10 protein-coding genes are annotated in these 13,636 nt (G+C 70.3%); 5 read left to right on the top strand and 5 right to left on the bottom strand.

Annotation, left to right across the window (positions count from 1 at the left end; translation table 11 throughout):
• Positions 1 to 16: 16 nt before the first annotated feature.
• Both Ahu01nite_RS47415 and Ahu01nite_RS47420 read right to left on the bottom strand, forming a co-directional pair.
• The gene (locus Ahu01nite_RS47415) at positions 17 to 2,077 is read right to left on the bottom strand and encodes an ATP-binding protein (protein ID WP_203843349.1); all 2,061 of its coding nucleotides are present in this window, start codon (positions 2,075 to 2,077) and stop codon (positions 17 to 19) included.
• 9 nt (positions 2,078 to 2,086) lie between these two features.
• Positions 2,087 to 4,051 carry a putative bifunctional diguanylate cyclase/phosphodiesterase gene (locus Ahu01nite_RS47420; RefSeq protein ID WP_203843350.1) on the bottom strand — a complete coding sequence of 655 codons (1,965 nt, stop codon included), beginning with the start codon at positions 4,049 to 4,051 and terminating at the stop codon, positions 2,087 to 2,089.
• A gap of 102 nt (positions 4,052 to 4,153) precedes the next feature.
• On the opposite strand from Ahu01nite_RS47420, the gene Ahu01nite_RS47425 reads away from it, so the two are divergent.
• Positions 4,154 to 7,216, top strand: a complete 3,063-nt coding sequence (locus Ahu01nite_RS47425) for a putative bifunctional diguanylate cyclase/phosphodiesterase (protein ID WP_203843351.1) — start codon at positions 4,154 to 4,156, stop codon at positions 7,214 to 7,216.
• Between the two features lie 41 nt (positions 7,217 to 7,257).
• The gene (locus Ahu01nite_RS47430) at positions 7,258 to 7,599 is read left to right on the top strand and encodes an STAS domain-containing protein (RefSeq protein ID WP_203843352.1); all 342 of its coding nucleotides are present in this window, start codon (positions 7,258 to 7,260) and stop codon (positions 7,597 to 7,599) included.
• Here the strand turns inward: Ahu01nite_RS47430 and Ahu01nite_RS47435 are convergent.
• Together Ahu01nite_RS47435 and Ahu01nite_RS47440 are read right to left on the bottom strand one after the other, a co-directional pair.
• Entirely contained in the window at positions 7,589 to 8,005 is a 417-nt protein-coding gene (locus tag Ahu01nite_RS47435) for an ATP-binding protein (protein ID WP_203843353.1), read from the bottom strand. The two genes, Ahu01nite_RS47430 and Ahu01nite_RS47435, sit on opposite strands and share 11 nt — an antisense overlap.
• A 58-nt stretch (positions 8,006 to 8,063) precedes the next feature.
• Positions 8,064 to 8,726, bottom strand: a complete 663-nt coding sequence (locus Ahu01nite_RS47440; protein WP_203843354.1) for a TetR/AcrR family transcriptional regulator — start codon at positions 8,724 to 8,726, stop codon at positions 8,064 to 8,066.
• A 172-nt stretch (positions 8,727 to 8,898) separates the two neighbouring features.
• Here Ahu01nite_RS47440 and Ahu01nite_RS47445 point away from each other — a divergent pair, with 172 nt between their 5' ends.
• Positions 8,899 to 9,837 carry an NAD-dependent epimerase/dehydratase family protein gene (locus Ahu01nite_RS47445; RefSeq protein ID WP_203843355.1) on the top strand — a complete coding sequence of 313 codons (939 nt, stop codon included), beginning with the start codon at positions 8,899 to 8,901 and terminating at the stop codon, positions 9,835 to 9,837.
• Here Ahu01nite_RS47445 and Ahu01nite_RS47450 read toward each other — a convergent pair.
• Positions 9,834 to 10,466 carry a TetR/AcrR family transcriptional regulator gene (locus tag Ahu01nite_RS47450; protein ID WP_203843356.1) on the bottom strand — a complete coding sequence of 211 codons (633 nt, stop codon included), beginning with the start codon at positions 10,464 to 10,466 and terminating at the stop codon, positions 9,834 to 9,836. The two genes, Ahu01nite_RS47445 and Ahu01nite_RS47450, sit on opposite strands and share 4 nt — an antisense overlap.
• Before the next feature lie 54 nt (positions 10,467 to 10,520).
• Between Ahu01nite_RS47450 and Ahu01nite_RS47455 the strand changes: the two genes are divergently transcribed.
• Complete coding sequence (locus tag Ahu01nite_RS47455; RefSeq protein ID WP_203843357.1) at positions 10,521 to 11,582, top strand: alpha/beta fold hydrolase; 1,062 nt, start codon at positions 10,521 to 10,523, stop codon at positions 11,580 to 11,582.
• 106 nt (positions 11,583 to 11,688) lie between these two features.
• On the top strand, positions 11,689 to 13,614 hold the full coding sequence (locus Ahu01nite_RS47460) for a potassium transporter Kup (RefSeq protein WP_203843358.1): 1,926 nt from the start codon (positions 11,689 to 11,691) through the stop codon (positions 13,612 to 13,614).
• The last annotated feature ends 22 nt before the right edge of the window (positions 13,615 to 13,636 follow it).

A 13,636-nucleotide genomic window follows, 5' to 3' on the forward strand; every position in this document is an offset into this window, starting at 1 on the left:
ACCTAACCAAGTCCTACTAAGGCCTGCGGGCGAGTGCGCGGCTGACGGCGTCGCGCAGGCCGGCGCGGGTGTAGGGCTTCTCCAGCAGGATCGCGCCGGGCTCGAGGTGGGCGCGTTCGCCGAGGACGCCGGCGGTGTATCCCGAGGTGTAGACGACCGCGAGACCCGGGCGGTGCCGGTGGATCGCGGCGACGAGTTCGGGGCCGGTCAGGTCGGGCATCACGACGTCGGTGATCACGAGGTCGACGGGCATGGTGTTGAGCAGGGCGAGGGCGGCGTGCGGGTTGTAGACGGCGGTGACGGTGCAGCCGCCGGGTTCGAGCAGGCGGCGCAGGACCTCGGCCAGTGCCGGGTCGTCCTCGACGACGAGGACGTGCAGCGGGCCGGCGTCAGCGGGCGGAGCCTCCACCGGGCCGGCCTGGTGCGGGGCGGCCGGTTCGTCGCTCGCGGGCAGGTAGATCTTGATGGTGGTGCCGTGGCCGGGTTCTGAGTACGGGCGGACCAGCCCGCCCGCGGCCCGGACGATGCCGTAGACGCCGGCGAGGCCGAGACCCGTACCGTGGCCGGCGCTCTTGGTCGTGTAGAACGGCTCGAACGCGCGGCGCAGGGTGACGGCGTCCATGCCGGTCCCGGTGTCGGAGACCGCCAGGCGTACGAACCAGGGTTTGTCGTCGAAGTCGTCCGGCATGGTGTCACCGAGCTCGGCGCGGTCGACCAGGACGTGTTCGCAGTCGATGCTCAGCCGGCCACCGGCGTCCATCGCGTCCCGGGCGTTGGTCGTGAGGTTGACGATGACCTGGTGCAGCTGGCCCTGGTCGATCCGGACGCGGCACGGCGCCCGGTTGTCCTCGCGTACCGGGCAGCGCAGTTCGATGTGTTCGCCCAGGGTCCGGCGCAGCATCGGCTCCAGTTCGGCGATGACGTCGAGAACGTCCACGGTCTCGGCGTTGCCGGGCTGCCCCCGCCCGAAGGCCAGCAGCTGGCGGGTGAGGGCGGCGCCCTGCTCGACCGCCGAGGCGATCTGCCGGGTGAGGTCCGCGGCCGGCGAGCCGGGCGGGACCTCGAGGAGCATGAGCTCGTTCGCGCCGCTGACAATCGAGAGCAGGTTGTTGAAGTCGTGGGCGACGCCGCCGGCCAGCTGGCCGATGCTGTCCAGCCGTTGCATCTGCGCGAGCCGCTCGCCCAGTTCGCGGTTGCGGATCCGGTCGGTGATGTCGGTGACCATGATCAGCCATTCCGGCGCTCCGGCCGGCGCCGGGAGCGACGACACGGACAGCTGCACCTCGATGTCGTGACCGTCGTCGTGACGCAGGCGGCGTTCGTGCAGGCGACGTTCGGGGAGCCGCCACCACGGCCCGGCACCGGGATCGGGCTGCCAATGGGAGGCGGGGCGGGCGAGCAGCTGCTCGGCGCTCACGCCGAGGATCTCCGCCATCCGGTCGTTGACGAACCTGGTCCGGCCCTCGGCGTCGACCTTCCAGACACCTTCGGAACAGGTCTGGACGATGACCCGGTAGTTCTCCCGCTCCTCGCGCAGCAGCGCCACCGAGCGGGCGGTGGCCACCGCGAGCGCCACCCGGGCGGCGACGTCGACGGCGAGCTGGACGTCCTCGTCGAGGTACGGCCGCCGCGTGCCCTCGCGCCCCAGCGACATGTTGCCCAGGTAGGTGCCGTCGGCAATAAGGGGCACCATCAGGATCGACCCGAAGCGCAGCCGTTTCAGGTACTCCCACAGCGGACCGGCGATCTCCCGCATCGCCGCCTCGGTGAGGTTGTTGCGCACCACGGCTCCCCCGTGGTCACGCACCTCGCGGGCGAACCCGGCATCGACGTGCTGCTGCTGGCGCGGCAACATCTGATTCAGCAGCTCGGCCAGCCCGGCGTCCGGGTGGTGAACGGCTGCCCGGTCGAAGATGCCCTGGTCGTTGGCCAGCCGCACCACCGCGCCGTCGCCGATCAGCTCGGCCGCGGCCAGCGCGGCGCACTCCACCACCCGATCGAGATCCGTGGACGCGGTCGTCAGCGCCGACGCCAGATCGGCCAGCAACCGTGCCGGATCCGCTGGTTGGCCGTCCACGACCTCTGTCTACCACGCCCCAGGAGCAGCCGACGGCGTTCCCACACGCCGGTCGCCGAGCCATCGCCGCAGCTCAGCAGGGGGTAACGGCCGGGTCAGGAGGTAGCCCTGGGCGATGTCGCATCCGGCCGCGCCCAGGAAATCGAGGATCTCCGCCGTCTCGACCCCCTCGGCCACGACCCGCAATCCGAGGTTGTGACCCAGGTCCACGCACGTCCGCACGATCGCCCGATGGCTCGGGTTCGTGACCAGATCCATCACGAAGCTCTTGTCGATCTTCAACTCGGCCAGCGGCAGCGACGGCAGATACCCGAGCGACGTCTGACCCACCCCAAAATCATCGATGCTGATGTGTACGCCCGCAGCCGTCAAACGGCCCAGCACCGCGACCACCGTCTCCGGCTCCGCGAGCAGCGCCGTCTCCGTGATCTCCAGTACCAGCCGGTCCGCGGGCACTCCGGTCCGGTCCAGCGTCTCCAGCACCATCGCGGCGAAGCCCAGATGCGCCAGGTTGCGAGCCGAGATGTTGACCGCCACGGTGAGCGCGCCGTCCCACCCGCGGACCTCGGTCAGCGCCGCGTCCAGCACCCAGCGGGTCAGCGGCTCGATCAGCCCGGTCCGCTCGGCGACCGGGATGAACAGGTCGGGCGGGACCATGCCGCGCTCCGGGTGCTGCCACCGGACGAGTGCCTCGACCGCGCAGACCTCCCCGGTGCTGATGACCGTCTTCGGCTGGTAGTGCAGGACGAGCTGACCGGTCTCGATGGCATCCCGCAGCTGCACCACGAGCGCCAGCTGCCCGGCGTCGTAGTGGTCACGCACGCCGTCGTAGCGGGCCCGTCCGACCCGGCTGTCCTTCGCCCGGTACATCGCCATGTCCGCGCGGCGCATCACCGTGTCGGCGTCGTCGCCGTCGGCGGGTGCCAGCACGTACCCGAAGCTCGCCTCGACCGACAACGGGATCTCCCCCACGACGATGTCGGCCCCGATGCTCCCGCGCAGCCGATCGAGCAGCGCGACCACGTCGTCCTCCCCCGCCGACGGCAGCACCAGCGCGAACTCGTCGCCGCCGAGCCGGGCGACGACGTCACCGGACCGGGCGTTCTCGGTCAGCCGGGCACTCAGGCTCCGCAGCAGCAGGTCGCCGTGATCGTGCCCGAGGGTGTCGTTGACCTCCTTGAACCGGTCGAGATCCAGCAGCACCACCGCCGTGCTGGTCCCGCCCGCGCGCCCCTCGGCCAGCGCGGCCTGCACCCGGCGGTGGAACTGGGCCCGGTTCGGCAGCCCGGTCAGCACGTCATGATCGGCCAGGTAGGCGTTGCGAGCGGCCTCCCGTCGCAACCGGCGCATGGTGGAGGCCGAGATCCCCGCCAGTGCCACCCACAGCAGGACCAGACCAACCCCGAGCAGCCCATATACCGTACGCAGACCAGCGCTGACGGCCGCGTCGATCGGCTCGTACGGCAGGTAGATCTCCAGCACCCCCACCTGACGCTTCTGCACCATGAGCGGCAGATATACCTCCACCACCCGCTGCCCGACCGCCTCCTGGTCGTTGCTGTCGGTGTTCAGCCTGGTCAGCTCCGCACGATCGGTCCCTGACGCGGCGGCCTCGCGCGCCTCGTCGTCCGGCGCCTGGCCGAGCCCGCTCCCGTCCGGCGAGAACACCATCCGCCCGGAGGAGTCCAGGATCCGGAGCCGCACCACGGACCCGCCACCGACCGCGCTGACGGCGATCCTGGTCAGCCCGTCCCGCTCAGCGGCGGACAGCCCGGAAGCGAGGTCTTCCCCGTCGAGCAGCGGCTCGATCGCGGTCCGGGCGACGACAGCGGCCTGCGCGCGGCCTTCCGACAATCCGCGGTCACGCGCCTCGCGGGCCAGCGCGGCCGACAGCACCCCGGCCAGCACGACGATCGGCACCAGGCTCGCCGCGGCGTACGCCACGAACAACCGCTGAGCGGACCGCAGCCTCATGCCTGCCTGATCGGCACGTACGCGCGCCCGCATGAGCGTTCATCGGACACCTCGTTCCCGGTGAACGCTCATGCGGGCGGTGGGCATACCGATAGGAGGGGCATGTCGGCCGCCCGGTTGCAGCTGCGCTTCGGTGCTTGGATCGTCGCGCTGACGGCTGTCTTCTATCTCTTCCCCGCGATCAGCATGTATTCGTGGGCTGCGATCGGGCTGTCAGCCGCCGTCGCGGTGCTGGTCGGGGTGCGCCGGCACCGTCCGGCGAACCCGGCCCCGTGGTACCTGCTGGCAGCGGTGCTCGTCAGTTTCACGGCGGGTGACACGACGTACAACATTCTCACCGACTTTCTCGGCCGGACCGATCCGTTCCCGTCGCTGGGTGACGTGTTCTACCTGCTGGTCTATCCGATGCTGGCGATCGCGCTGGCGGCGTTCATCCGGTACAGCGGCCGCTCCGACGATCGCGGGGCGCTGCTGGACGCACTGGTGCCGACCGCGGGCCTGGGACTGCTCTCCTGGATCCTGCTCATCTCCCCCTACGTACGCGACGACGCGCTGAGCCTGCTCGAGAAGCTGACGTCCATCGCGTACCCGTTGGGTGATGTCCTGGCTCTTGCCATGGTGGCGCGGCTGCTCACGGCCGGGGGACGGCGACCGGTCCCGGTGCGGATCCTCGCCGCCGGGGTGGCCTGCCTGCTGCTCACCGACGTGGTCTACGGGCTGCGGCAGCTGGACGGTTCGTGGGTGGTCGGCGGCCCGGTCGACCTCGGCTGGGTCGCGTTCTACGCCGCCATCGCGCTGGCCGCGCTGCACCCGTCGATGTCGCAGCTGACCGAGCCGGACGAGACCGCCGTCTACGAGACCCCGGGCGGGCGCCGGATCGTGGCCATGTCGGTCGCGGTGCTGATCGCGCCGGTGGCCCTGCTGATCGAGTTCGCGCGCGGCGCCGTCACCGACGCCCCGATGATCGCGGTCGCGTCGGCGACGATGTTCCTGCTGGTCATGGCGCGGGTCGCGGGCCTGTTGCGGCATCAGCGGGACACCGCGGCACGGGAACGGACGCTGCGGATCGCCGGCGCCGAACTGGTCGCGGTCGGCAGCGAGGCCGAGGTGCTGACCGCGGTGCGGACCGCGATGGCGCACATGGCTCCGCGGGTGGAGCCGTACCGGTTGCACTTCTACAGCACGCCGGCCGCCCAGGACACGCCGGTGGGTTTCATCGGCACCGGCCGCGTCGCCGTGGCCGAGCTGCCCGCGGACGTCGCCGTGATGATGACCGGCTTCCCGTCGGCGCTGTACGCGGAGGCGATCGGCGGGTCCGCGGACGGGACCCTGCGGCACAACAGGGCGGTCTTCGCCGCGTCCGAGCAGGTGCTGCAGACCCTGTCAGCGCCGTTCGCCGCGCTGATGGCCCAGGGCACGATGGCGATCGAGCGGATCATGCTGACCCAGCAGGTCCACCGGCGCGGCAACGAGGACTACTTCCGGGCCCTGATCCAGAACGCGTCCGACGTGATCCTGATCGTCGACGCCGATGACGCGATCCGGTACGCGAGCCCGTCGGCGCTGGCGGTCTTCGGGCGCGACGATCTCGCCGGGACCACCGTCTACGAGCTGATCACCAGCATCGACCACACCGGCCTGCGCCACTTCCTCGGCGAGGTACGCGCGGGTCGCGGCCGCGACGCCGTCGACCTGTCGGCGATCTCCGCGGCCGGCACGCTCCTGCAGGTCGAATGCGTCTGCAGGGACCTGCGCGACGAGCCCGCCGTGTCGGCCCTGGTGATGACCATCCGCGACGTCACCGAGCGGCGCCAGCTGCAGGACGACATCGCGCACCAGGCCTTCCACGACACGCTGACCGGGCTCGCGAACCGGGCGCTGCTGCAGAACCGGCTGGCCCAGATGACGCCCTTCACCGCGGCCGCCCACGGCTCGGTCAGCGTGCTGTTCATCGACCTCGACGACTTCAAGGAGATCAACGACACCCTCGGCCACGAGATCGGCGACCAGGTCCTGATCACCGTCGGGCACCGGATCGCCGGGGTCGCCGGCGCGCTCAACCTCGCGGCCCGCACCGGCGGTGACGAGTTCGCCGTCCTGATCGAGCACGACGGCGGCATCGCCGAGGCCGGTCGGATCGCCAGCCGCATCATCGGGGCGCTGGGCGCGCCGATCGAGGTCAGCGATGGCGCCGGGGGCGTACATCTGGTCAGTGGCGCCGCCAGCGTCGGTGTCGCCACCGCCTCTGCCCACGGTGACGTCTCCGACCTGCTGCGCCATGCCGACGTGGCCATGTACGCCGCGAAGGCCGAGGGCAAGAACAACTGGCAGCCCTACCGCGACGAGCTCCACGACGCGGCCGTACGCCGGCTGGAACTGCGCTCCGCACTCACCGAGGCGGTCCCGGGCGGGCAGATGCGGCTGCGCTACCAGCCCATCGTCGACCTGAGCAGCGGCGACACCGTCGGCGTGGAGGCACTCGTCCGCTGGCAGCATCCCGTGCTCGGCCTGCTCGGCCCGCAGGAATTCATCGAGCTCTGCGAACAGAACGGGGCGATCGTCGCCGTCGGCGGCTGGGTGCTGCGCGAAGCCCTGCGAACCTTCGCGTCCTGGTCCGCGGCGTCCCCGGACAGCCCGCTGCAGTACGTCAGCGTCAACGTCTCGGCCCGCCAGTTCCGCACCCCCGGCTTCGTCGACCAGGTCCGCGCCGTCCTCGCCGAAACCGGCACCCCGCCCGGCGCCCTGCTGCTGGAGATCACCGAGAGCCTGGTCCTGCACGACGCCGAACAGGTCTGGCGCGACCTGCGCGAACTACGCGCCTGGGGAGTCCGGATCGCGATCGACGACTTCGGCACCGGCTACTCCTCGCTGAGCTACCTCAGCCAGATGCCCGTCGACGTCCTCAAGATCGACAAGTCCTTCATCGACGACATCCTGCACTCCCGCCAGCAGCTCGCCCTGGTGGAGACCATCATCAGCCTCGCCGCGATCCTCGACCTGAAAGTCGTCGCCGAAGGCATCGAACTCGCCGAGCACCGCGCGGCCCTGATCGCGATGGGCTGCCCCTACGGCCAGGGCTACCTCTTCGCCAAGCCCCTGACCAGCGAAGACCTCCACACCTGGCTGCACACCCCGGCCGCCGCGGCGATCAGCGACGCCGGATAGCGAGCTCGTCGTTATCCGACTGTCGTACCCACGTGTTAGACATGCGCGTTGTGAGCATCCACCACTATCAAATCGCCGTTCAGCCGGCGCGCGACGGCGTCCTGCTGGTGTGCCTGGGCGGCCAGTTCGACATGGGTGTCGGCACCGCGCTCGCCGACGCGCTCAGGACGGCGGCGCAGGAGGCCGGCGTCGAGCAGGTGTTCGTCGACATGCAGCGGGTCGCGTTCTTCGACTCGCACGGGATCGCCGGTCTGGTCGCCGGATACGAGGCCGCCCGCAGCGCCGGGCGCCGTTTCTCGGTCACCAACGCGCGGGGCATGGTCAAGCACATCCTCGACGTCACCGGCCTGGCCGAGGTGCTGTGCCAGGACGCTACTGGCTGAGGAACGACGCCCACACGTATTTGACCGTGCCGTCGGCGTGCCAGCACAGGTCGTCGGCCACCGCTCCCACGATGAGCAGTCCCCGGCCGCCTGCCACGAGGCCGCCGTCACCGTCCGACTGCGGGACCCCGGTCACGTCCCCGTCCGACACGGCGATGATCAGATCCTCCGGGGTGCGCAGCAGCTGCACCTGCACGGGTGGCAGCCCGTGACGCAACGCATTGCTCGCGAGTTCCGTGGCCGCCAGGGTCATCCGCTCACCGAGCTCACCGTCGCCCAGCCGCCGATCGCTCAGTTCACCGGTCAGCTCCGAGCGCATGGCGTGCAGGTCGTCCCCCGAGGTCAGCGACCAACGCCGCAGCTCCACGGCGTGTGCCGGGGGCGGCGCTGATCTCGGGGGCTTCATGGATCAGCTCATTGCCCTCACACGCGAACCGAAAACGTCGATCCATGGACGTTCATGATCATCTTGGCGCCCGCCGGGCCAGGACAGCGGCGATCTCGGTGGCGGGCCGGTGGGTGTGCAGGCCGATCAGGTCGGCGAGCAGCTCGTCCAGCGGCGGCCAGTCAATGCTCCCGTGGTCGTTGTAGAGGCTGACCAGACCGTGCAGCGCGGTCCAGAGCAGCAGCCCGTCCCGCCACTGCTGCTCCTGCGTGGACGGTGCCCGATCCGGCCCGGCCCCCGCTCCCGGCCCGGTCACCGCTCCCAGCACGGTGACCAGCGATCCCAGCAGGTCGGCGCCGGCCTCATGGGCCGTTCCCGGGACGAGGTCAGCGGGCATCCGGCCACCGAACAGGGTGCGGTAGTGCCCGGGTTGCTCGTTCCCCCACCGTACGTAGACCGCGCACCGCGCCACGAGCTCGCTCAACGGATCCGGCGCTGCCGCCGCGGCCCCGTTCATCAGCCGCGCCAACTCGTCGTAACGCAGCCGCAGCACGTGCTGAATCAACGCGCTCAGGTCGTCGAAGTGGCTGTAGATGCTGGCCGGAGCCACACCGACCTCGCGCGCAACCTGCCGCAGGGTCAGCGTCTCGGGCTGGTCGAGGGTGGCCAGCAGCTTCGCCGCGGCGCCCACGAGCTGCTCCTTGAGAATCTGCCCCTGCCCACGGGGGTTGCGGCGGCGCATCACAGGCTCCTTCCCGACAGCTCGTCACCAACAGTTGTTCACATTACCGCCCCGACCCCTTGACGTCTTTGACCAACAGTTGTTCACTTGCCAAGCCAACACTTGTTCAGTTAAGTCGGGGAGTCACCATGAACCGGGACCATGCCAGCCCGATCGTCGTACCGGTCACGTGATGACACGGCGTCAACTTGTCGTGGGCGCCGGGCCGATCGGGCGGCACGTGGCGACGCTGCTCGCCGCGCGGGGCGACCAGGTGATCGTCGCGAGCCGGTCGGGGCACCACACCAGCATCCGTGGCGTGGAGCATCGCGGCCTGGACGCCTCCGACGCCGACGCGCTGACCCGGGCAGCCGACGGCGCCGCCACGATCTTCAACACCGCCAACCCGGGCGCCTACCCGACCTGGGAAGCACGCTGGCCGCCGCTCGCCGCCGCCCTGCTGATCGCCGCCGAGCGCACCGGTGCCGGGTATGCGATGACAGGCAACCTGTACCCGTACGGTCCCGTCGACGGGCCGATCCACGAAGGACTCCCGGAGGTTGCCCGTGACCATCTGGGCCGGTTGCGGTCGCGGATCTGGGCCGACGCCCGCGCCGCGCACGAGGCCGGGCGGGTCCGGGCGTTCGAGGTGCGGGGCTCCGATTTTGTCGGCAGCGGGCAGGGGACGGGTGGCGGCGAGGGCCATGTCAGCCGGGTCCTGCCGGCAGCGTTGCGCGGGCGCACCGTACGCATGCTCGGCCGCACCGATCAGCCCCACACCTTCACCGACGTCCTCGACATGGCCCGCACCCTGATCGCCGCAGCCGACGACCCCGGGGCGTACGGCCGGGTCTGGCACGCCCCCAGCAACCCGCCCCGCACCCAGGCTCAGATCATGGCCGAGCTCATGGACGCCGCCGGCAGGCCGCGGGTCACCGTGAAAACGCTGCACCCGACCGTGGTCAGAGCGCTGGGCGCCGTGTCGCCGGTGCTGCGCGAGGTCGCCGGGATCGACTACATCATGACCCGGCCGTACGTCCTCGACGCATCGGCCGCCAAAGCCCGCTTCAGCCTCCACCCCACCGACTGGGACGACGTCCTGCGCCGCACACTGAAGGCGGCAGGCGCCTAGGAGGGCAGCGGAGCGTTCGCCACCGCGTGGGCCTCGTCGGCGGGCAGCCCGAACATCCGGAGCAGGTGCTCGGCTAGCTGCTCGGCGACGGAGCCGACGGCGAGGTCAGGGTCTGCGAGCGCCAGGCGCAGGCTGGCCAGCACCGAGCCGAGGGTCACCGCGACGGCGAGTGGAGCATTGTCGACCCGGAGCCTGCCGGTCGCGGCGGCCGCCTCGATGTCACGCTGGATGTACGCCGCCGGACCCTGCGCGTCGTCCAGGTAGGACATCCCGTTGCTGACCAGGATCTGGGCGAACTGTGGCCGGAGCAACGCCCCGCGAACGGACAGCCGGACCGACAGCGCGTACGCCGCCACCGGGTCGCCGAGGTCGCGGTGCAGGTCGTCCAGCGCGGCGCCGACGAGCACGAGGACATCGGTGACAGCTGCGGCGTACAACTCATCTTTGCTGGTGAAGTGGTTGTAGAAGGACCCGAAGCCCACGTCGGCGCGTTCCGTGATGGCCTCGATGCTGGCCTTCTGCGCAGTGCCGTCGGCGAGCATCCCGCGGGCCGCGTCGATCAGTTTCTGGCGGGTCTGCGCCTTGCGCCGCTCGGTCCGGTTCGCGGCGGTGCCGTGCTGCGCGCTCATGGTCACAGCTTACTTATGTTGATTCCCTACAGCTCTGATGATTTCATCAGTTCCATGCGAAACACCGCCATCACGCTGGGCGTCGTCGTGCTCCTGGCCGCGATAGCCCTGGTCACCCTGAAGACCGTCAACGACCGTTACACCGACCCTGGCCAGGCGAAAGTCATCGCAGCGGGCTACGTCGAGAAGACAATCCGGGTGAACGAGGTCGCCCTGAGCTACGTCGAGGGGCCGGACAACGGGCCGCCGCTGGTCCTGCTGCACGCCCAGCACCTGGACTGGTACAGCTACAACCTCGTCCTGCCGGGCCTGGCCAGGTCGTTCCACGTCTTCGACATCGACTACCCGGGGCACGGCGCGACCACCGTCCCGGCCGGCTACCCGATGACCGCCGAGCGGATCGGCACGGACCTCGGCGACTTCATCGAGACAGTGATCAAGGAGCCCGCGTACGTCACCGGCAACTCGTCCGGCGGTCTGCTGGCAACCTGGCTCGCCGCCAACCGCCCGGAGCTCGTGAGGGCCGCCCTGCTGGAGGATCCGCCGCTGTTCTCCGCCGAGCAGCCCCGGATCCGGCAGACGATCGCGTACAAGTCCTTCGTCACGAGCAACCAGGCCGTACAGGATCGGGCCGATGATTTCCTGCTCTACTGGATCAGGGCCAGCAAGCCGTTCTTCGACAGGAACGTCGGCCGGGGCTCCGGATCGGCGCTGACCCGGGCCATCACGTCGTACCGCGGGGCCAACCCCGGCGCGCCGGTCGAGATCGGGCTGCTCAAGAACGACACCGTCCGCCAGTTCATCCGCGGACTCGACGAGTACGACCCCCGCTTCGGTGCCGCCTTCTACGACGGCACGTTCAACAAGAACTTCGGCCACGCCGCCGCGCTCAGCCGGATCACCTGCCCGGTGCTGCTCCTCCAGGCCAATTTCGAGGTACGCCCGGACGGCATCCTCGACGGCGCCATGAGCCAGGAAGAGGCCGGCCGGGCGGCATCCCTGCTCCGCGACGGCACGTACCGGCGCATCGACGCGACCCACGTCGTCCACCTGGACAAGCCCGCCGAGTTCACCGAGCTCCTCACCGGCTTCTTCCTGCAGAACACCGGCAACTGAGGCACCGCCGGGCTGCGACGCAGGTCAGCCGGACGGGCGGGTAGGGTCTCGCCGACGCGGCTGGGGATCAACTCCACTGCTCGCCGCACCAAGAAGGGACCCTGCCGTGGCTGACGTCCAGCAGGCGACACCGCATCGGCACGACAGTGTGCGACTGGCAGTGATCGTCGGCGCACTGGGTGTGGTGTTCGGGGACATCGGGACGAGCCCGATCTACACGCTGCAGACCGTGTTCAGCCCGGACGACCCGCACCCCGTCCCGGTCAGCGCAGACAACGTGTACGGCGTCGTGTCGCTCATCTTCTGGTCCGTGATGATCATCGTCACCGTGACCTACATACTGCTCGCCCTGCGCATCGACAACGACGGCGAGGGCGGCATCATGGCCCTCATCGCGCTGCTGCGCCGCCAGGCCGCCGCCCCGGGCCGCCGGACCGCCGCGCTGCTCGCCGCGGTGGGCATCTTCGGCGCCTCCCTGTTCTTCGGCGACAGCATGATCACACCGGCGATCTCCGTGCTGTCGGCCGTCGAGGGGCTCAAGATCGTCGAGCCGTCGTTCGACTCCTGGGTCGTCCCGATCACCGCGGTCATCATCGTGCTGCTGTTCACCGTCCAGCGCCGGGGCACCGCCGCCGTCGGCCGCGTCTTCGGACCCGTGATGATCGCCTGGTTCCTGGCCATCGGCGCGCTCGGGATCACCGGCATCACCTCGGAACCGCAGATCCTCAAGGCACTGTCGCCCACCTACGCCGCCGGGTTCCTCGCCGGGCATTTCGGCATCGCCTTCTTCGCCCTCGCCGCCATCGTGCTCGCGGTCACCGGCGCGGAGGCGCTCTACGCCGACATGGGCCACTTCGGCCGCCGCTCGATCACCCGCGGCTGGCTGTTCCTCGTGCTGCCCGCCTGCACCCTCAGCTACCTCGGCCAGGGCGCCCTGATCCTCAAGGACCAGGCCAACGTCGGCAGCCCGTTCTTCCTGCTCGCACCCGGCTGGGCCCGCCTGCCGCTGGTCCTGCTGGCCACCGCCGCCACCGTGATCGCCTCCCAGGCCGTCATCACCGGGGCGTTCTCGGTCGCCTCCCAGGCCGGCAAGCTCGGCTACCTCCCCCGCCTGCGCATCGCCCACACCTCCGAGTCGTCCATCGGCCAGATCTACGTGCCGTGGATCAACTGGCTGCTGCTGGTCTCCGTCCTCACCCTCGTCTTCGCGTTCCGCAGCTCGGCCGCCCTGGCGTACGCGTTCGGCATGGCCGTGACCGGAACGATCACCATCACCACGCTGCTGAGCCTCTACGTCGCCCGCAAACGCTGGGGCGCCCCGCTCTGGCTGATCGGCGGCGGCGCGGTCCTGCTGCTCCTGGTCGATCTGTTGTTCGTCGCCGCCAACCTCACCAAGCTGGTGCACGGCGCGTGGCTGCCGCTGGCCATCGCCCTGACCGCGTTCACCCTGATGACGACCTGGCAGCGGGGTCGCCGGATCATCACGGCCGAGCGGGAACGCCTCGAAGGCCCGCTCCGCGAATTCATCGACCAGATCCGCGACGGTACGTGCGCCACCCAGCGGGTCCCCGGCACCGCCGTCTTCCTCAACCGCGGCAAGCTCACCGCACCGCTCGCGATGCGGGCCAACGTCGAACACAACCATGTCCGCCACGAACACGTCGTCATCATGTCGCTCGAGACCGAACCCGTGCCCCGGGTCCCGCAGCAGGATCGCATCGTCATCGACGACCTCGGCTACGCCCACGACGGCATCTTCCACGTCATCGTCCGCTACGGATACCTCGAGGCCCCGAACGTCCCCGCCGCACTCGCCCTGCTCGACCCCGGGACCACCGAGGGCCAGCTCGACCTCGACGAGGCGTCCTACTTCCTGTCGAAGATCGAGCTGCGTCCCGGCGACTCCCCGACGATGGCCACCTGGCGCAAACGGCTGTTCATGGCCACCGCCCACGCCACCGCGGACGCCGCCGACTACTTCGGGCTCCCCCGCGACCGTACGGTCATCATGGGTTCCCGGGTCGAGGTCTGACGGGTCCCTGCCTCACCTGAGC

The sequence above is a fragment of the Winogradskya humida genome, assembly GCF_016862215.1.
GTDB classification, from domain to species: Bacteria; Actinomycetota; Actinomycetes; order Mycobacteriales; family Micromonosporaceae; genus Actinoplanes; species Actinoplanes humidus.